We start from the raw sequence: 18,773 nt of genomic DNA, 5'->3' as shown, positions 1-18,773 counted from the left end.
TCAACTTCTATTGTATTACCTTTATTGTATTAAACGATCCGAATATTGATTGACGTATATCTTTTGCGAACGCTTCATAATCAATATAGTGATAACCGCTCTTCCATCCGTCTATCACGCGGACCATGGGATATGTTTTTTCCCCAACCTGCCAGATGTTGTAACCTGAGACAACTACCGTATGATCTTTGTAAAAACCTCTGGCTATATTCAATATTACAGGTCTCCCCGCGCATATTTCTCTGACTACCTGTTTCTCAAAGCTCCATATATAAATGCCTCTGCACTTGACCTTCACGCCGTATCTTGCGAAAGCCTCCTTAGCAATTCCTGAGATAAAAAAAGGAAACGTTCCTATCTTATCGGTATATCCGTAGCTCTCAGCTATCTCTTCAACATCCTTATATATGTGCTTTATATCTTCGGGAATAGATGTGATCTTATTTCGTCGTCTGTAATAATCTATGATCCTTGCAACGGCAACCACGGAACAGTTCCTCGTCCGCCTGCCGCTTATGGCTTCCATTGATTTCGTATCCATCGGAACAGGCGGCCCCTGACGTATCATCCTGCCTCTGTCCCCATATTGTTCCAGAAGATATTTTGGAATATCGTTTATTCCTCCATATGGTTTCTTCTTCATGTATATCGTATTTCACCTTCAAAAAACAAAAAACTATTTGATTGTATCTATTAAATATACATAATTTTATAAACTAAAACAACGATAAAAAACAAGTTTATATCATATTAAAAAAAATATTTTTTTAATTGTGGCAGATAGCATCAAATACAGCTCAACCCCAGATAAAACCTGGAATTAGAGTTTTTAGCTTAACGACGGGCAAAAAAGAAATTGTGATAAAATTGTGTTTTTTTTGCGAACTTTGTGTTTTTTTTGTAATTTGTATGTATAATTAATTAAACTAACTAGTATTACATAATAACGCAAAAGGGAGCGAGGAAAATAACTTTATGGACATATCGCCAAGATCTTCTGTAGAGTCGGTTAGCATCGGTATGACATCATATGGCGATCTAATCAATATTCCAACTGTCGATCCGTTGACAGGTCTTTGTTCCAAAGAGCAGTTTTTTATTCAGGCATATGATTACGACAGAAAGCACCCGTCCGAAGGTGTTGATGCAATTGTACTGAACTATAACAAGTTCCACCTTATAAATGAGCTTTATGGCAGAAGCTTCGGAGATAAGGTTTTGTGTGCAATCGGTGATTGTGTATCTCAAACTGCAAAGGAACATGGCGGAATCGCATGCAGATATGATGCGGATAAATTCTATATATATATAAAGCATCAAGATAATTACGATTTTCTTGTACATCAAATTTCCGATAAGCTTGCGCTTATGCTAAAAACTCCGGACATTCGCGTTAGAATCGGAATATATCCGGACATAACAAGAGAGGCTACTCTTGAACAGCGTTTTGATCGTGCTATTCAGGCCTGCAACTCCATTTCTAAAGTCAGGCACTCTACTTCTTATGAAGTATATGATGCCAAGATGCATGAAAAAGAAATGTTTGAAGCAAGGCTTCTTGATGGTATAAGCAAAGCGTTTTCCGAGCACCAGTTCAAATTGGTTTTCCAGCCCAAGTACAATGTACACGGTAAAACTCCCAAGCTTGCCAGTGCTGAAGTTCTTATCAGATGGAAACATCCTGAATTCGGCCTTGTTAAACCTGATTTCTTCATTCCTTTGCTTGAAGAGAACGGTCTTATCAGACAGCTCGACAGATATGTTTGGAGAGAGGCTGCCGCTCAGGTTCGTAAATGGAAAAAAGAATTCGGCTACTCCATTCCTGTTTCTGTAAACGTATCAAGAGTTGACATATTCGATCCCGACATTATCGATTTCCTTCAAAAGACAATCGAAGAAAACGAGATCAGCCCTTCAGACATCCACCTGGAGATCACAGAGACAGCTTATACGGATAATGTGGATCATATTGTATCTGTTGTAAAAAAGCTCCAGAAAGCCGGATTTATGGTTGAAATGGACGACTTCGGAAAAGGTTATTCATCAATAAATATGCTTACTACGCTTCCACTCGATGCACTTAAGCTCGATATAGAGTTTATAAAAGATATTGCTGAGAACAACAGAGGTAAAAATCTTCTCGGATGTATTCTTGAGATGGCAAAGCTCCTGGATCTTACAGTTATCGCTGAGGGTGTTGAGAACGCAAAGCAGTATTTCCTTTTAAAGAACGCAGGCTGCGACATGATTCAGGGCTATTACTTCTCTAAGCCCCTTGAAACAAAAGAATTTGAGAAATTGCTTGCTGTTGCAAATTGATTTTTACGAATAATAATATCGGGAAAGATGTGATAAACATCCTTCCCGATTTTCTTTTATCTTTCTATTCTGTTTCTTTCGTATGTTTAATCCGATTTTTAATTCGATGATGAAGAGGCAATCGATGCCGCTGAAGATGTGGCAATGATCACAAACATCGCTGCCTGCTGGGCAATAACTCTTGCAACGGTACTGCTTATCACTGATGCATCAGCTGTAGCAGAATTGTCCAGATAGCTCTCGGATACGAGCATTGCCGCAAACATAAGTCTTGTCTGCTTTGTCATATACCAGAATGTGAATCCTTTTTTCGTTCTGAGATATTCAGCAGTTCCGATAACTTCTGCAACAATATCTTTTGCATCCATAGGAATATCTATCAAAAGTGCAAGTGACGCAAGCTCATATTCCTTGCCGTACTTAGTTCCGGCTTCCTTAAATGCATCAAAAAGCGCGATCGTCTTCTCGCATTTCTTCTTATACGCACCGTCAAGAGTTGTAAGCACCTGGCAAAGAGAATATGCCGAATTGTTGTAAAGCATGAAATCATTCTTTATCTCAAGATATGTCGATTCAAGTTCGCTCAAAATATTTTCCGTGCTCTTCTCTGTCATTGCAAGCAAAACCGCAAGACATGTATCTTCATCATTTGTAAGAAAAGGATGTGCCGCTTTCATTCCGTCCAAAAGCGCTTCCGTCTTCTCTATTACCTTATCCGAATCATCTGCCTTGCCGGAATCGCAGATGATAACCGCAGATAAAACTCTGTATGTCGATCCAAGAAATTTACCTTTTTGAAGTTTCTCATATATTTCTGTAACATCATCAAGATACTTCTCAGGATCTTCGGAAAGAGCCATCTTTGTTGAAATAAAAAGTTCGTTGTTTCCGCGAAGATATGAAAACGCGCTGTGTTTCTTGCGTAAAATTTTTCTGCATCTCTTTATAGCCTTAACATCTGCCGTCTCTCCACGATCAATAAACGACAATGCCGCCAATATCTGCATAAGGCTGTCTTCCAACATAAAACCCTTGTAAATAATGTTTCTGTTCTCTACAAGTCTGTCACATTTTTCCATTACTTCGGTCTGCATCGTATCTCTCCTTCTATGATTATCCAAAATATCATATACAATATGATACAGCGCTGTCAATGAAGATAACATAGTATTTCTCGAACAAATTATTACTTTTTTCTTTATTATGCATAAACAAAGCGGTACATATTGTACCGCTCAAATAACGATGATTACTTATTTGCAAAAGAAACCTTGATTTCTCCTGTACTTGACTTAGCAGTTATACTTTTTCCGCTTCCATTATCTGACTTAAAAGAGCCTTCCGCCGTATTTCCTTCAACAATGATATCTTCTCCTGTAGATGATGTCAGATCCAATGAATAATCATTTTGTCCCACTATATCAATAACAATGTCATCAAGTGCTTTAAGATCTGCAGTATTTAACTTGACATTATTAAGTGTGATCTTATCGCTTGATGAATCTGCAGCGAGATCATTAATAGTACAATTCTCAACGATTATGTCATCAGTGGACGATTCAAGCTCAAGCTTGTCAAACTCAGAATAATCAAGCTTTATCTTTCCCGTGGAGCTCTTTACATAAAGATCGCTTGAGGACACATTACTTAATGTAATGCTATCCGTATCCGAAACAACCTTTCCATTCACATCAACACCGTCAATTACAACGTCGTCCGTGGAAGCTTTAACATCAACATTTATAGGTGCAGTATCTTTAGGTACCGTAATGGTATAACTTGATTCTTCCTTACACGCTGTTAAATCCATATCAAAAAATGTTATTTCCGCTTTAAGAGAAGGTTGTTTTACAGTCAAATTCTTACCGTCCTGACTGACCTCCGGAACATATTTTTCTTTTACATTATACTCAAGTTTGTACGCGTCTCCTTCCAAAATACGCACATCTACCGTACTCGCATCAATCGTAAGAGTATCAAATTCACTTATGTCTATATTACCACGTACCATATTTTGGCTTTCTTCTACGCTTTCTCCTCCAATCTTCACAACCGGAATCGCTCCCATCCCGATTGAAATTTTCACAGCCACTGCCCCGACAACAATAAGCGCACACGTTACGATAAGTAATACTTTCTTTTTCATCTATATATCCTTCCATTATCTTTAAGTTTTTCGAATAGTATTATTTCAAGCAAAAATCCCGTTCCCATCATCGCAGCGGCAATGATAAGAATTGTTTTTCTATTCATATATGCTCCTCACTCTCTTTTTCTTAGTCATCGCACTAAACATCTTTTTCAAAACAGCCAACAAGGCATACGCCATTAAGATACCACCGCCAAGGGACACAAGACCGTATCCCAATGTAAATAGTTTTTGCGCCACCCCGTGAACAAATAACGCATACGGGATTGCAATTGCTCCTGCAAATGCAACAACAATCATTACTAAAAAAAGAACTATAAATACAAAAATAAATGTAAGTGCCAAAATCGCAAGCGGTAGAGATAACGGAAGTGACAGTATTCCAAGAATAACAAGCCAGATTGTTGTGGCACCGCCTTTAACAGTCTTCTGTTCTGTCTCATTATCAATATGTCTCTGAGTACACTGACTTATGATATCTGACGCAACTTCTTTTGGTGTTCCGAGCTTAGTCGTAACATCCTCCTCATCGGAGAGTTCCATCTCCGAAATATATTCGTCATAAAAACGAATCGCATCATTCCTGTCAGCTTCGGGAAGATATTTAAGTTTTCCATTAAGCTCCCTCAAAAATTGTTCCTTATTCATCAGTCTTTTTCCTCCATTGCTCCCTCCGACGGCTCTAATCCTGTCCCCTTGATAAGGCCATCGATTTTCTCCTTATATTCATTCCATTCGCTCTCATAAAATTCGAGCATATTTCTGCCCTCATCTGTTATCGCGTAATACCGCCGATTTCTCCCCTGAAAAGGTGCATCATATGTTCTCAGGTAGTCTGACTTCTGCAAACGCCTAAGCACCGGATACAGCGTTGATTCAGATATATCAACAACCTGCCTGACTTTTTGTGTCAGAGTATATCCGTACGAATCTTCACTTCGGACTATTCCCAGAACGCAAGCATCAAGTAAGGGGGCTGTTAATTGATATGTCATGCACTCACCTCTCTTGCTTTGTTTTGATACAATATTATATAGCGTATAATATTACGACTGTCAAGTGTGATTTAAAAGATATCAAAGAATCATTCGCGAAATGCTTGCGCATCGGTCGCATCCATAGCAGAGCTTTTTTGATAGGAATTTTCCTATCAAAAAAGCACACTGTCCAAGCCATATATCCTGCTTAAACAGTGTACTTTTTCATATCATCTCGTCTTTTTCTTCTGCTGCCCTGCGGTCATCTTGATTACAAAACTCTGAGGAACAAACCTGCTTCCGTAGAGTGCGACCTTCATCCTGAGTGTCGGTATGATAACCGTTTTCTTTTTTCTCATGCCCTTTAAGCACTCATCGACACATTTCTCCGCTGTAATACCTTTTAGAGAAAAAGAAACGTCCGCATTCATGTTAAACTCGGTATCTACAGGCCCCGGACAAAGGCATGCGACATATACGCTACTGCCGATCTCTTTTAGCTCACACGCAACAGCTTTGGTTAAAGATGTGACATAGGCCTTTGATGCGTAATAGGTTGCCATATAAGGCCCCGCAGGCAAAAGACCTGCCGACGATGCGACATTTAAAATTGTTCCATGCCCCTGTTTTTGCATCTTTACAAGCACGCCTTTGAACAAAATGTGCATTGCAATGTCATTCACCTTTACAATTGAAATTTCTTTTTCAAGATCAGTCTCAAGGAAACTTCCCGCTGTGCCAAAACCCGCGTTGTTGATGAATACATCTATCTCTTCATCCGCTATTTCTTCAAGAAGCTTCTTGCAATTAGCCTCATCCGAAACATCCGCGGTTATGATAAAACATTCTGTTCCAAGTTCATCTTTCAGGGCATTTAAACGCTGCGTTCTTCTTCCCGTGAGAATAAGCCTATATCCTTCTTTTGCATATCTACGAGCAAACTCGGCGCCAAGTCCTGAGGTTGCTCCGGTTATAAAAGCTGTTTTCATATATCATTACCTTATCGCATTAGTTAGTTTTTCCGATATTGTTTATATTGCAAAATATCAATATTCATCGAGAAAGTTATGCCTTACGCCGTCCTTTTTGTACTCGATGATAGTATTAAGCTGCACGTTCTCGACACTTCTGAAGATATTTGACTCAACGAAAGGATTGTCTTTCTTGAGCCTTTCGATAAGTTTCTTGGTCTCAAGCCTCTTTGACGATGTAGTTCCGTCCGTATGGCAGGTCGAGCATGTCTCCGTAAAGTGGCATGCACACTGAAGGAAATGAAGCTCGTTGTAATCTCTCCATGCGCAGATATCACTCTCACGGATAAAATACATAGGCCTTATAAGTTCCATACCTTCAAAGTTAGTGCTGTGGAGCTTTGGCATCATCGTCTGGATCTGGCCGCCCTGGAGCATTCCCATAAGAATGGTCTCGATAACATCATCGTAGTGGTGGCCGAGCGCGATCTTGTTGCATCCAAGCTCTTTTGCCTTGCTGTACAAAAAACCTCTGCGCATTCTCGCACAGATATAGCAAGGACTCTTTTCTATATTGTCGACGGAGTCAAATATGTTACTCTCGAAAATCGTGATCGGTATGCCAAGCGCCTTGGCGTTACTTTCGATAAGCTGCCTGTTCTCTTTGTTGTAACCGGGATCCATGACAAGAAAAGTCACGTCGAACTTCACCTGTCTGTGCGTCTGAATCTCCTGAAAGAGCTTCGCCATCAGCATAGAATCTTTGCCGCCAGAGATGCATACCGCAATATGATCTCCTTCATTTATGAGTTTATAAGTCTTGCACGCCTTCGCAAATCTGGAAAAGAGCTGTTTATGGTATTTCTTTCTGATACTCATCTCAGCTTTCTTCTGCTTCTCGCCACCTTCTTCCATGTGGGCAAGCTCATCCTGAAGATAGCCCATATATCCGCCTTCAAGACCGTAATACTCGCGTCCGTTAAGAGCAGGAAGCTCCACTGCTTCTTTAGTCTTTTTACCTATCTGGCAGTAAAGAATAATAGTCTTATCCTGCGGAATATCGCCGATTGCCGCGTTGTCTTCTTTTCCCAGCTCTTCCATATCAATATGAATCGCGCCCGGAAGCATACCATACGAAGCAAGCGCCTCATCGCGCACATCTATAAGCCTGTATGAACCCTCCGGAAGTTTACGAAGATCGTTAAGTGATATTTCTTTCATTGCGTTTTTTCTTTCCTAACACATTTTTATCTCAATTTTTTCTCTATCTGATATAGCATTATAACAAAAATGGGAGCAGCAACAATAGCTACTCCCAAAAAAACTCCATATCACAGATCAGAAAGTCTCATCATAAATATAGAATACTCATCATTCTGAAAATCAAGATCCGGAGAATTCTCTCCGCCACCGTTGGTACTGCGCTTGATCTCCGCATAAAACTCCTCGCCCTGATTGACTATATCCATAACGGTAAGCTCCACACCTGCGCCTGCTGCCACCTTACAAAAAGCCGCAAGCGGATCTGCCTCATTTCTCGTATCAAGAAGATTCCGCTTAAGAGCCGAATCACTCTTTGCTTTTTCCAAAAGTATCTCAAGTTTATCTGCCGTATTCATAAGCTCTCCTCCTGTTCATTAAAACTTATAAGAATTATAACAAAAATAGGAGCAGCTACAATAGCCGCCCCTAAAATATACGCCACTTTAAAATCCCACCTTAAATTCTTCATCCTTCTGTCTATCGTAAATTACCGTGCACTTGATGAATTTACTTATAACTCCGTGCCTTGATAAAGAATCTGAGATTGCATCTCCGACATAGAATGTATACGGCCAGGTATTGTCTCTTTCTTCATTGGCCAAAACATGCAACTCCATAGTCTCTGTTCCGCTCTTATCCGCCGCAAAATACTGACTTAAGATATCTTGTCCGATCGAATAAACCTGTTCTTTTGACAAAGCAAAATCATTGTAATCCCTGTAAGATTTACAACTGTTGATTGTCTGGGCAACCGTTATAAAAGTAAGGAGCGGCAGAACAACACCAAGTCCCGACTCTTTTCCATCGGCGTTCTTAAGTGCCATACCAAATACGATCGTAAAGAACAAGAACATATAAAAATAATAGCCAAGCGAAACATCACTTCTTTGAGCATAATTGATTCCGCTAACCCCTGACAAAAGAATCAGATATAAAACAGTAAAAAATCCCGAAACTATGATCTTAACGAGTATCGCAGCTTCTGAAGTCTTTACGACATTCTCACCTTTTTTGAAAACACCGATCACAAACAAAACCGTCATTACAGCAAAAATAAGTAAGCACATCTTATTTATCGAGGTAAAATTAGAAATAACCGACTTTGTTATTTCCATAATACCAATCTTATCTGTTATCTGCTTCTTGGCATCAGCGTTTCTAGGATCCATAAGCTGAATCACCAACGCAAATGCCCACATAATAAGCGTAGCCGGATAATACCATCTGCACATGATGAATTTTTTGATCGCATTCTTGTCTTTTCTGTTTTTGAAAAAGCCGCTGAGCATCTCAACTGCCACAAAAGAGACAAGAACAATGTTTGTAAACATGTTTGAAAAAACTGCAAAATAAATTGCAAGTAATATAACCCCGTCTTTTAGTCCGACAGGCTTTACTTCATAGGCATCGCCTTCTTTGTACGCCTTGTTCATAAACCACATGACCATAGTGATATTAAATACACCGGTCAGCACATAGTGGATGAAGCACGTCACATCTCCCGACCAGAACAAGTGCGTATTTGAAAACCAATCATTTTTATAAATAAGAAAATGAAATGACAAAAAGCAAACAGCCAAAAGGTCAGGTATGATGCTTTCTTTATCATCCATGATTGTTCTTATCAGTGAAACAAATACCGTGCAATAAACTGAAATAAACAATGCACCCGTCACTGCAAAAGCCAAAGCAAGTGACATAAGATAATCTTTCATTATAGGATAGACAAAATTCGCTGCTATCTCTGTTATGATCGGGAATAATGTTTCCGGAAAAACTTTAATTCCGTTATACCCACCAGGCATCGGAAGAGGTCTCCTGAAATAACTGCACATCTCCCAGTCATCCGAATCAAACAGAATCAAAGGATGAGCAACATAAAAGAATACAAACAGCACCAAAAAAATCCCCGAGAAAAGCAAAATATCTTTATGCTTAGACTTCATTTTTTCTATCCCACTCTTTCTTCACATATTCATTCACCCAATGATTATACCCATCTCCAAGGCCTTTGTATATAAAATTAAATTGCTATTCACATTTGAAGTTCGCTCCAGAACCGGCTTTTTCCGGGATTAAGAATAATCTTGCTCGAAGCATCGAACTTTTCAGCCAGACGCATATCGAATCCACTCTTATCCTTCGCAAGCTACATAAGCTTTCTTATGTCTCTCAAAGCCTTTTGTACATGTAATATGCATGAGGATTCTTACTTGTTTTAAAACATCACTTTTCTTCATGTTTTACTCACCTTCCAAATCCTACCGTTTCTTTTCCTATAAACAGAGTTACTCCTCAATGAATCTCTTTAATCTCTCATTAACATTTTGTCATGCAAAAAATTCTTTTTCAATGTTTTTTAACACCTATTTTTTCTTTTTATTTTCGCACATAGCACTGGTAGATACTGCATCTTGCAACTTTTATGTAGTTCTTCTCACCTGGCACCATCCAAAAAAAATAATATTTTTAATAACATTTATATTGATTTTCTTTTAAGAATATGTTAACGTTATTTTGTTGTACGAATACCCAATTTTAGACTTATATATTTTTTCTTTCCATGAAATATATAAGCCCCCATAAGTTCTTGTACTGGTTTATATGCCATATAGAACTCAAGGACCTATTAGCTCCCCCTCATTTGCTAATAGGTCCATATTATTTAATCAGATTGGCGGAGAAATATTATGATTTTTTTCCATAAAAAGTCGGAGAAAGTTGCTTCCAAATATAGAATCGTAAAAAACTATAGAAAAGACTCATATTGGCCCTGAAAGCCTTTCTTTTGAGTATTCCGATACAGACATAAGTATCCTTAAAGACGATATTGGACAAAAATATCTAAGAGTTTATAAGAAAAATTGTACGTCTGAAGCGAACGGCCGACCCATAACAACAATCAGCGACACATGTTAAAGCTATTGCGGAGTATAACACAGCGAAACTCTAAAATTCTCATTTCTCGCTGCAATAATCAAGACAAAAAACCGCTTTTCAACAGCGGATCATAATAAAAAAGATTTTCCGATGTAAGAATTAACGCACAAGCCCTATTTCAGGCGGCAAAATTCATATTTTTACCTATTTCCGCTGTTTTCACCCGAATCCTTCCTTAGCCCGACGCCCATAAAGCCCGCTTCCAATCACATCTTATATCCGCATTCCTTCTTCACCGGTCCATCAATTCCCGACTCATAGTGCGCCCTAAACTCCATATTGATCTCACGGATTTCCTTAACGCCATCTATATATGGCTGATACATCTCGATCAGCCCCGCGCTGCAGCCGTCACAACTGCCATCGATATTACCGATCGATTCAGCAACAATGCGCTCTCTTTCTTCTCTTGTAGTGTCTTTAATCAAAATAGAATCCATATTTATCTCCGTATTTCCCGTAACGTAAATGCGTTTCCCGTTAACCCTCAGGATATAGCCGCCCCACTTTACATCAGGGCGAAGCTCACCCACTAATCGCCCGCAACACTTTCTGCTCAATAAATTCCACACGGTCAAAGATTCTCGGCTTAAATGTCCCCGTCATTCCCACAGATACATTTTCCTCTTTGTTTACATAAATGATATTTCCGCTGTCACCAATCGCAGCATATACACCCTTGTCATCGTATGGCTTGTACCATAAATAGCCATAGTTCATGAAACCAAACCGCTCGCCAAGCTTAAGGTGCGGCGCCAGCATATCCTTTAAATATTCTTCAGAGATGATCCTCTTGCCGCCACTAAGTCCACCATCCAAAACAAGCTCACCGACAGTAGCCATATCTTTTGCCGACATACATAATCCCCAGCCTGCTGTAACGCAGCCCTTAGGGTCAGAGTACCACTCGTATTTCCTGGGATTTTTGTTCATAAAAAAATCAAACTGATCCTCTTTAGAACTGTCTCCGTGAGGTATACGCTCGGGAAGTCCCAGTGGTTCAAAAAGATTCTTGTTAGCGAAATCAATACATTTTTCACCTGTTGCTCTCTCGATTATCCCCGCAAGGATCTGAATGCCAAGTGTTGCGTACCTGAATTCTCCGGTGATTCCGCTTCGGCCACCAAGATAATCAAGAATCGCAAGCGTAAAGTCTGCGGATGTACATACCTTCTTCCACGGCTCTGACTTGCCTTTATACGGGGCTGTCATCGTGAGCATATGCCTGATCGTAACGTCATAGATAGTTTTCTCCCCACGTTTTACATTGTAATCAGAAAAAAAATCCATCACCTTTTGATCCAAGTTTTGGATAAATCCCTTATCCAACGCGATTCCTGCCAGTAATGCCATAATGCCTTTAGTCACAGAATTGACATTCATCGCATCCAAAGTCTTGAATCCATGCCAACAATCATCAAGCACCACCTCACCATCTTTGATGGAATAAATCTGGCATATATTACTCTCATTCCCGGTGCTCTCAGAAATGTACCTGTGTAGTTGTTCTTTATTCATAGTAAAAAAGCCTCCTCTTAGGAAAGATTCGGACGTCCTAAGAAAAGGCTAATTGAATTTAAAATCTTTTTCAAGAAAAATCTTACGTTTGATATTGAACCTATTTGAGATTCTTTACAAAGAAATCCTGCATTTTATCAAAAGGAATTACTTCCACGTTGTCATAAAGATCTGTATGAACCGCCCCAGGTATGATCATCAGCTCCTTGTTGTCTGTGTATTTACTGTTTCTTGTCATATCTGCGTAGGCATCCTTACTAAAGTAGCAAGAATGGGCTTTTTCCCCATGAATCATGAGAACCGCACTTCTTATCTCATTTGTGTATCTCAGTATCGGCTGATTGATAAAAGACATGCAGCCTACAGTATTCCATCCTTCATTGGAATTTAAGGACCTCTCATGATAGGCTCTTCCCTTGTAATATTCGCTATAGTCTTTTACATAAAAAGGGACATCTTCCGGCACGGGAAGCGGAAGGCATCCGCCCGCTCTTGTATATTCTCCGCTTCTGTAATTTTCTGTTCTTGCCTTGTTGAGCGCCACTTTATTATTGTATCTGGCTTCCTCGTTATTATCTGCGTCAAAATATCCGTTGGCATTAACTCTGGACATGTCGTACATTGTCGATGTTACCGTAGCTTTTACCCTGGTATCAAGAGCCGCGGTGTTAAGAGCCATTCCGCCCCATCCGCAGATTCCTATAATTCCTATTTTCTCAGGATCCACATTGTCCTGAACCGATAAAAAATCCACAGCAGCCATGAAATCTTCTGTATTTATATCAGGAGATGCCATATACCTAGGCTGACCTCCGCTCTCTCCTGTAAATGACGGATCAAAGGCAATTGTCAAAAAACCTCTCTCTGCCATTTCCTGTGCATACAATCCCGAACACTGTTCCTTAACCGCACCAAAAGGCCCCGCAACCGCAATTGCCGGAAGCTTTCCTTCCGCGTTCTTTGGAACATACATGTCAGCAGCAAGTGTTATCCCATATCTGTTTGCAAATGTTACTTTGCTGTGATCAACTTTATCGCTCTTTTCAAAAGTCTTATCCCACTCTGTTGTCAGATTTAATTTCTCAGTTTTCATCATCGCTTTATTCTCCTTAGCCTTTACATTTTCCGGATTCCGACTCCCACATACTCCAATTGAAAGAGCAAGTGTTGATATTAATGATACTGCCAAAAGCTTTCCAATTCTTTTCATGATCATGTACTCCATTCTTACAGTCTTCTTTTCTACGACTCAACAGTTTCCAAGTTCATTTTTAGTACCATATTTATATTTTTCCCTGACAATCTCACTATAATCCGTATACATCGCTTTCGCTAATGGTTATAATGAATATCATGATATTCATTTTGGTTATATCACTGCCTGAAAGGAATCCATTATGGAAATAAGAAATTTAAGATATTTTCTAGCTGTTGCCAGAGAAGAGAACATGTCCAGAGCCGCTGAATTACTCCATGTAACGCAGCCCACCCTCTCCAAGTCATTAAAGAGTCTTGAAGAAGAGCTTGGAAAAAAACTATTCACGCGCCACAGCTTCTCCATTAAGCTCACTGATGAAGGAATGCTCCTTCGCGACCGTGCCGAGGATCTGGTCCTTATGGCAGATAAAATCGAGCAGGAGTTTATCTCCTTAAATGACATCACCGGCGGTGATATATACTTTGGTCTGGCTGAATCCTATCAAATCTGCCACCTTGCTAAAGAAATAAAAAAACTCAAAGACAGCTATCCTTCCTTTACCTACCACATCACCAGCGGTGACACAGAACAGATAACAGAAAAGCTTGATAAGGGATTGCTTGATTTCGGCGTAATCTGCGAGCTTCCAAACAAAGAAAAATACGATTCTATCACATTCCCTGATACCGACCGTTGGGGAGCTGTAATGTTAAAGAGCCACCCTCTTGCAAAGAAAAAGAGCATAAAGGCAACCGACCTTATCGGCCATCCACTCTTCTGCTCTGAACAAAGCTGGAATATTGAGATCCCACAGTGGGCAGGCAATCAATTCTCCAAACTCCACCTGGAAGGATCTTTTCGCCTTGCTTATAATGCTTCTATGTTTGCCAAAGAAGGTCTCGGAATACTTCTTACCTTTGAGCACCTCATTAACTGCTCCGAAGAAAGTGATCTTGTATTCCGCCCCCTCACACCCAAGCAGGAAACAAAGCTATATCTGATTTGGAACAAATACCAGACTTTCACACCTATTGCAGAGAAATTTCTGGCACAGATAAGGGAGTCATTTTAAGTTATAATTCCTTCAAGAGCGTCCACGAGCTAATCGCATACTTCTCAGACACTATGTGAATTGCATTAATACTTATTTCAAATCAAAATCCCCTCAAAATGATCAATCTCATGCTGAATGATCTGCGCAATAAAATCCTTATACTTCCCATGCTGCAGCTTAAAGTGGCGGTCCAGATAATCAACCTCGATCTCCCTGTACCGCGTGCAGCGCCTTACACCTTCCAGCGACAGACAGCTTTCTTCCGTCCGGTACTCCCCGCTCTTCTTAGTAATAACAGGATTTATCATGGGGAAAAGAAAAGGTCCCCTAGCCACCACTATAATTCTCTTCCTAACTCCTCGTATATAATCTATATCTCCTGCCGCGTAACTTTCACTTAAGTCTGAGCCTGAAATCACACAGCTCATCCCCATTGCCGATTGTCTTGGTTCTTATAAACTCAAGCCCCGGAATATTACCGTAACTGTAGATATCGTTATCACAAAACAGCTTATTTATCTCAGGACACCCAAGTTCAGTGAGATAAGTGTGATATGGACACTGTGTAATATCCATGCAGAACTCACCTTTCTTTTTTGGGTAAAAGACATTTTTAAATCCCGAAGCTTCTCCAAAGCTCTTACGAGCTACGGGTCCCCACATGGCGAGAAAGAATCTTGTAAATCCCGGAAACTTTGCAGTTCTTGCCAAAGACGCTCCCGACTGCTCGCTTCTGTTTTTCATTGCTACTCTCATTACTTCAAATGCTTTATCCGCATCTTTTTCCTTCATAGAAAGATAAATTGCAGCTGAAGGAAATATTGCTCTGTCAGTGTGCGCCGCCACTCCCTTAGGAAGATTCGCATGATCTGCCATTATCTTCTCAAGTTTATCTGTAGCATTTTTCCAGATCTCATCTGCATCGCTTTGTGCAAATTCTTTGTAAACCTCGCCTTTTATGAAATCCATCCCCTTCATAGCCTTCTCTACTGTCTTCATACTTCTAGTCAATCTCCTTAATGTTATCATTCATTTCTAAATTAACAGTCACCTTTTTATTGGGTCATTTATTGGGTCATTTATCGGGTCAGCGTGACCCAATAAAAATTCAACTCCATAGTAGAATAAAAGAACAGCTTCTCCCGTAAATACAGAAAAAGCTGCTATTCAAGATTTGATATTATTTCTTTCACGTTGTAGCTATAGTCTTTTAAATCTCATCCTCTTTCTCAAGAAGTTTAACAGCTTCGTTATATTCAATTTTCTCTCTATCTCTCATCAGAAGTGTAATATACTCCACCTCCCATCCTCATTGCGTTTAACAACATTAACTTCGTTTTGTAGACTATCCATAAATTCAATAACCTTATATGAATCATCTCCCTTTCAAAACGTACTTTCTGTTCTCATAAAATTCTAGAAGATAACCCATTTAAGGAAATACTCAGCTGATTTAAAACAAATTATACTCACTTACATTATTGTCCGCAACTTTCTAAAGTAATCATAAACTCGCCCAAACACAGCGAAACACCAAAAACTTCATTTCCCGCTGTCATAATCAAGACAAAAACTTGCTTTTCAACAGCGGCTTTTATAAAACCGTACTTCCCGCTGTCATAATTAAAACATAAGCTTCATTTTCAACAGCAAAAATCATAGATTCACCAGTTTTCGCTGTTTCATCTTCCGGTCCTATTAATTCTTTATTCATACTTCACCTCTTCAAACACCGCACTCAGCTTCCCCGGCTCATCACTTCCCCACGCCGAAAAATCAAACTGCGGATCTGAAACATGTTCCAGTTTCAGTACATATTTCAGCTTATTAGGTTCTGATGTCTCATCCTTTTTCACCGTGACTTTAACCTTGGTATCATCTCCATCGTCGTGCCAATAACTCTCGCATACCATCGGCTCTTCATTCTTTCCGTCCCACGGAACTTTTACAGAGAATGAAGCGGGAGTATCTTCTTCGGCAAAAAACACCAGATAACTTCCCGAGCACCTCGGGCTAAAATTTGCATATGCATCGCCATTCTCATATTTAAAATCACGTGTCCATATGCAGCCGTCAGTCATTCCGTTAAAAGCTTCTCCGTCATGGACATTATAAATTATGTAATATCCGTCAGGTACCACATCTGAAACCGAAGAACTAAGAGTTGTCCATGACATGCATTCTTCAGGTATTTCGGAAAGAGGCGCTCCCGGCGTATAGATAAGGAGCTCATCGGCATTTTCAAGTCCATAGGGCTCAGAATAAACATACTTAACTTCGTCTATGATTTCTTCTGTATTAAGCTTGTCCTTATCATCTATATTTAATTCCTGGAGCTTCATTGAATAGATATTCTGATATTCCGTAGGCTCGGGATCCGAGAATTTGCCCGAAAATCCGCATACGTAAATTGTTCCGTTTGGATAACCGTCGCCGCTGTCCCCCATATCCGAGTCGTGATAACCTCCGACAAATGAACCGTCCTCAGACAATTTAAGAGATGTAGCCCATGCACCCGCACCGCTTGCAAACGTGAAGTTCTTAGGCATTTGAGCAAAAATGTTTCCATCTTCAGGCGCTTTGGTCGCCTCACCGGCGCTTTCCGTCACCTCACTTGTACTCTCAATCGCCGCTTCCGAGCTTTCAACTGCTGCCTGTTCTACATTCTTTTCACCACATGCTACAAGCAAAGCAGATGAAACCAAAAGTCCCATGAATTTCAATTTATTTCGTGTCATGAACATACTCTCCCACTTCTATTATTTGTCCTCTTCTTCAACCGCAATTCCCAGCAGCTTTTTCTTAAATCCACTCATTAAGCTATCGTAATCCGTATAGTTTATGTCACACTTAAAGCGGCTGTTCCAGGTATCCCTAAGAGTGTCGCATATAGCCGAAGCTCTTTCTCCCTCATTCTTAAGAATAGCGGGAAAAATGTAGTAAATGAGGAAGCAGTTTAAGTCCATTAACGGTCCCGTGCGAACCTTGCCAAACTTCTTAAACGTCTCATGTACTCCGTCGCAAAAAGCATTTGAAGCTACAGCTATATCCGTGGCCTCTGTAAGTTCACTAAGATAAGAGTATCTTTCAGCTTGAAAGGTACTCATTCGGTTCTCGTACTCTTTTTTAGTAGTTATCCTGCTAAAAGGCTCATAGCTTTCAAAAATCTTATCAATGTTAAACGCCATAGCGTATACGCCTCCTGTTTCTTTTTATTAAATTATACTCTAATGATATAATTATAGGGAAGAAACGAATATGTAAGGATGGTCTGAGATGAACGAAAAGATTAAAGGAAATAATTACAGATGGATGTCGCTTCGTTTTGTTGTGGTGACTATTGCTTCTGTGGTATTTGCGCTTAATATCAAATCTTTTGTCAGAACAGGAGGTATCTTACCCGGAGGAGCGACCGGATTGACACTTCTGATACAGGAGATTGCTGATAGATTTATAGGAATCAAGATTCCCTATACTCCTATTAACGTCGCCATAAACGTTGTTCCCGTTTTTATAGGTTTTAAGTATATAGGAAAAAAGTTCACTTCGCTTTCATGCATTGTTATCTTGCTCACAGGTATTCTGGCCGATCTTATTCCCGGCTATGTGATAACCAACGACCTTATACTGATAAGTATATTCGGAGGCATCATAAACGGAGTGGCTATAAGCCTTTGCCTTTTGATGGATGCAACTAGCGGAGGAATAGACTTTATAGCTATTTATCTGTACAAAAAGGGTTTTGACGGCTTCAATGTTGCATTATATGTTAATGCCTGTATCCTCATTACCGCCGGCGCTTTGTTCGGCTGGGAAAGAGCTCTTTATTCCATTGTATTCCAATACGTATCTACGACAGTGATCCACGTACTGTACCGTAAATACCAGCAAACTACGCTGTTCATTGTAACGCGGTTCCCTGACGAGATAAGTGCCCTGATTTACAAAATGTCAAATCACGGCTCTACAATAATCTACGGCAGAGGCTCCCACGAGGGCGACGAAGATAAATCCGTTGTATACTCAGTTATCACCGCCACTCAGGTAACCCAGATAATCAATGCAATTAAGGAATTTGATCCCGCCTCATTTGTAAACGTATTCAAATCCGAGAGAGTCTCGGGACGCTTCTATCGTATTCCGGAAGACTAAAGCTTTAAAACTCCCCACACCTTAGGAAATCGTAAGTGCAGTCTTTTTGCTGTATTTCATCGAAATTATATTGACTGTGGGTTTAGATACATGCTGCGCGAAGTTGTCTGAGCATATGCACCTTAGAAATTTCATCTGCACAAACAGATGAAATTTCTAAGGTGCAGATGTGAGTTTATGAAGCGCAGCATGTGTTCATCCAATCCCACAGTCAATATAATGTTTTGAGATG

The 18,773-nt window shown here is 40.0% G+C and carries 19 protein-coding genes; 3 read left to right on the top strand and 16 right to left on the bottom strand.

What is annotated here, in order from left to right; genetic code table 11:
- Positions 1 to 7: 7 nt before the first annotated feature.
- Positions 8 to 643, bottom strand: a complete 636-nt coding sequence (locus DL92_RS19960) for a C39 family peptidase (protein WP_051594094.1) — start codon at positions 641 to 643, stop codon at positions 8 to 10.
- Positions 644 to 975: 332 nt separating this feature from the next.
- On the opposite strand from DL92_RS19960, the gene DL92_RS17875 reads away from it, so the two are divergent.
- Positions 976 to 2,319, top strand: a complete 1,344-nt coding sequence (locus tag DL92_RS17875; RefSeq protein ID WP_051198932.1) for a putative bifunctional diguanylate cyclase/phosphodiesterase — start codon at positions 976 to 978, stop codon at positions 2,317 to 2,319.
- Between the two features lie 98 nt (positions 2,320 to 2,417).
- Here DL92_RS17875 and DL92_RS0101185 read toward each other — a convergent pair whose 3' ends face one another.
- The 11 genes from DL92_RS0101185 to DL92_RS0101120 form a co-directional block, all read right to left on the bottom strand.
- Positions 2,418 to 3,413, bottom strand: coding sequence for a DUF4003 family protein (locus tag DL92_RS0101185; protein WP_026655087.1), 996 nt, complete (start codon positions 3,411 to 3,413; stop codon positions 2,418 to 2,420).
- Between the two features lie 155 nt (positions 3,414 to 3,568).
- Positions 3,569 to 4,465, bottom strand: a complete 897-nt coding sequence (locus DL92_RS0101180; RefSeq protein WP_026666663.1) for a DUF4097 family beta strand repeat-containing protein — start codon at positions 4,463 to 4,465, stop codon at positions 3,569 to 3,571.
- Positions 4,466 to 4,564: 99 nt separating this feature from the next.
- Complete coding sequence (locus tag DL92_RS0101170) at positions 4,565 to 5,116, bottom strand: DUF1700 domain-containing protein (RefSeq protein ID WP_026666662.1); 552 nt, start codon at positions 5,114 to 5,116, stop codon at positions 4,565 to 4,567.
- Positions 5,116 to 5,463: a PadR family transcriptional regulator gene (locus DL92_RS0101165; protein ID WP_026666661.1), complete on the bottom strand. Its 348-nt coding sequence runs from the start codon at positions 5,461 to 5,463 to the stop codon at positions 5,116 to 5,118. The genes DL92_RS0101170 and DL92_RS0101165 overlap by 1 nt, the downstream gene beginning before the upstream one ends.
- A gap of 212 nt (positions 5,464 to 5,675) precedes the next feature.
- Complete coding sequence (locus DL92_RS0101160) at positions 5,676 to 6,434, bottom strand: SDR family NAD(P)-dependent oxidoreductase (protein WP_026666660.1); 759 nt, start codon at positions 6,432 to 6,434, stop codon at positions 5,676 to 5,678.
- Between the two features lie 57 nt (positions 6,435 to 6,491).
- Complete coding sequence (locus tag DL92_RS0101155) at positions 6,492 to 7,637, bottom strand: PP-loop family protein (protein ID WP_026666659.1); 1,146 nt, start codon at positions 7,635 to 7,637, stop codon at positions 6,492 to 6,494.
- 110 nt (positions 7,638 to 7,747) lie between these two features.
- A complete protein-coding gene (locus DL92_RS0101150; protein WP_026655094.1) occupies positions 7,748 to 8,035 on the bottom strand; it encodes a hypothetical protein in 288 nt (95 codons plus the stop codon).
- Between the two features lie 87 nt (positions 8,036 to 8,122).
- A complete protein-coding gene (locus tag DL92_RS0101140; RefSeq protein ID WP_026666658.1) occupies positions 8,123 to 9,625 on the bottom strand; it encodes a hypothetical protein in 1,503 nt (500 codons plus the stop codon).
- Between the two features lie 1,200 nt (positions 9,626 to 10,825).
- Positions 10,826 to 11,059 carry a hypothetical protein gene (locus DL92_RS0101130; protein ID WP_026655096.1) on the bottom strand — a complete coding sequence of 78 codons (234 nt, stop codon included), beginning with the start codon at positions 11,057 to 11,059 and terminating at the stop codon, positions 10,826 to 10,828.
- Between the two features lie 85 nt (positions 11,060 to 11,144).
- Positions 11,145 to 12,137, bottom strand: a complete 993-nt coding sequence (locus DL92_RS0101125) for a serine hydrolase domain-containing protein (RefSeq protein WP_026666657.1) — start codon at positions 12,135 to 12,137, stop codon at positions 11,145 to 11,147.
- A 100-nt stretch (positions 12,138 to 12,237) separates the two neighbouring features.
- Positions 12,238 to 13,233, bottom strand: a complete 996-nt coding sequence (locus DL92_RS0101120; protein WP_026655097.1) for an alpha/beta hydrolase — start codon at positions 13,231 to 13,233, stop codon at positions 12,238 to 12,240.
- A gap of 301 nt (positions 13,234 to 13,534) precedes the next feature.
- On the opposite strand from DL92_RS0101120, the gene DL92_RS0101115 reads away from it, so the two are divergent.
- The gene (locus DL92_RS0101115) at positions 13,535 to 14,407 is read left to right on the top strand and encodes a LysR family transcriptional regulator (protein ID WP_026666656.1); all 873 of its coding nucleotides are present in this window, start codon (positions 13,535 to 13,537) and stop codon (positions 14,405 to 14,407) included.
- Positions 14,408 to 14,484: 77 nt separating this feature from the next.
- Here DL92_RS0101115 and DL92_RS17870 read toward each other — a convergent pair whose 3' ends face one another.
- The 4 genes from DL92_RS17870 to DL92_RS19950 form a co-directional block, all read right to left on the bottom strand.
- Positions 14,485 to 14,808 carry a peptide deformylase gene (locus DL92_RS17870; RefSeq protein ID WP_242845818.1) on the bottom strand — a complete coding sequence of 108 codons (324 nt, stop codon included), beginning with the start codon at positions 14,806 to 14,808 and terminating at the stop codon, positions 14,485 to 14,487.
- Positions 14,783 to 15,388, bottom strand: coding sequence for an L-2-amino-thiazoline-4-carboxylic acid hydrolase (locus DL92_RS0101105; protein WP_026655098.1), 606 nt, complete (start codon positions 15,386 to 15,388; stop codon positions 14,783 to 14,785). The genes DL92_RS17870 and DL92_RS0101105 overlap by 26 nt, the downstream gene beginning before the upstream one ends.
- Before the next feature lie 707 nt (positions 15,389 to 16,095).
- Positions 16,096 to 17,127 (bottom strand): hypothetical protein, encoded by a 1,032-nt coding sequence (locus tag DL92_RS19955; protein WP_051625196.1) that lies wholly within the window; start codon positions 17,125 to 17,127, stop codon positions 16,096 to 16,098.
- A 21-nt stretch (positions 17,128 to 17,148) separates the two neighbouring features.
- The gene (locus DL92_RS19950; RefSeq protein ID WP_051625195.1) at positions 17,149 to 17,577 is read right to left on the bottom strand and encodes a hypothetical protein; all 429 of its coding nucleotides are present in this window, start codon (positions 17,575 to 17,577) and stop codon (positions 17,149 to 17,151) included.
- A gap of 88 nt (positions 17,578 to 17,665) precedes the next feature.
- Between DL92_RS19950 and DL92_RS0101080 the strand changes: the two genes are divergently transcribed.
- Positions 17,666 to 18,541, top strand: coding sequence for a YitT family protein (locus DL92_RS0101080; protein WP_034461998.1), 876 nt, complete (start codon positions 17,666 to 17,668; stop codon positions 18,539 to 18,541).
- The last annotated feature ends 232 nt before the right edge of the window (positions 18,542 to 18,773 follow it).

Origin of the sequence: Butyrivibrio sp. AE2005 (genome assembly GCF_000686965.1) — a bacterium.
GTDB classification, from domain to species: Bacteria; Bacillota; Clostridia; order Lachnospirales; family Lachnospiraceae; genus Butyrivibrio; species Butyrivibrio hungatei_A.
The sequence above is the reverse complement of the archived record's forward strand: the minus strand, read 5'-3'. Positions and strand labels throughout refer to the sequence as shown.

Bases quoted from the DNA above. Each gene is read 5' to 3' on its own strand.
- DL92_RS19960 (WP_051594094.1), bottom strand. From the start codon at position 643: ATGAAGAAGAAACCATATGGAGGAATAAACGATATTCCAAAATATCTT.
- DL92_RS17875 (WP_051198932.1), top strand. From the start codon at position 976: ATGGACATATCGCCAAGATCTTCTGTAGAGTCGGTTAGCATCGGTATG.
- DL92_RS0101185 (WP_026655087.1), bottom strand. From the start codon at position 3,413: ATGCAGACCGAAGTAATGGAAAAATGTGACAGACTTGTAGAGAACAGA.
- DL92_RS0101180 (WP_026666663.1), bottom strand. From the start codon at position 4,465: ATGAAAAAGAAAGTATTACTTATCGTAACGTGTGCGCTTATTGTTGTC.
- DL92_RS0101170 (WP_026666662.1), bottom strand. From the start codon at position 5,116: ATGAATAAGGAACAATTTTTGAGGGAGCTTAATGGAAAACTTAAATAT.
- DL92_RS0101165 (WP_026666661.1), bottom strand. From the start codon at position 5,463: ATGACATATCAATTAACAGCCCCCTTACTTGATGCTTGCGTTCTGGGA.
- DL92_RS0101160 (WP_026666660.1), bottom strand. From the start codon at position 6,434: ATGAAAACAGCTTTTATAACCGGAGCAACCTCAGGACTTGGCGCCGAG.
- DL92_RS0101155 (WP_026666659.1), bottom strand. From the start codon at position 7,637: ATGAAAGAAATATCACTTAACGATCTTCGTAAACTTCCGGAGGGTTCA.
- DL92_RS0101150 (WP_026655094.1), bottom strand. From the start codon at position 8,035: ATGAATACGGCAGATAAACTTGAGATACTTTTGGAAAAAGCAAAGAGT.
- DL92_RS0101140 (WP_026666658.1), bottom strand. From the start codon at position 9,625: ATGAAGTCTAAGCATAAAGATATTTTGCTTTTCTCGGGGATTTTTTTG.
- DL92_RS0101130 (WP_026655096.1), bottom strand. From the start codon at position 11,059: ATGGATTCTATTTTGATTAAAGACACTACAAGAGAAGAAAGAGAGCGC.
- DL92_RS0101125 (WP_026666657.1), bottom strand. From the start codon at position 12,137: ATGAATAAAGAACAACTACACAGGTACATTTCTGAGAGCACCGGGAAT.
- DL92_RS0101120 (WP_026655097.1), bottom strand. From the start codon at position 13,233: ATGATGAAAACTGAGAAATTAAATCTGACAACAGAGTGGGATAAGACT.
- DL92_RS0101115 (WP_026666656.1), top strand. From the start codon at position 13,535: ATGGAAATAAGAAATTTAAGATATTTTCTAGCTGTTGCCAGAGAAGAG.
- DL92_RS0101105 (WP_026655098.1), bottom strand. From the start codon at position 15,388: ATGAAGACAGTAGAGAAGGCTATGAAGGGGATGGATTTCATAAAAGGC.
- DL92_RS19955 (WP_051625196.1), bottom strand. From the start codon at position 17,127: ATGACACGAAATAAATTGAAATTCATGGGACTTTTGGTTTCATCTGCT.
- DL92_RS19950 (WP_051625195.1), bottom strand. From the start codon at position 17,577: ATGGCGTTTAACATTGATAAGATTTTTGAAAGCTATGAGCCTTTTAGC.
- DL92_RS0101080 (WP_034461998.1), top strand. From the start codon at position 17,666: ATGAACGAAAAGATTAAAGGAAATAATTACAGATGGATGTCGCTTCGT.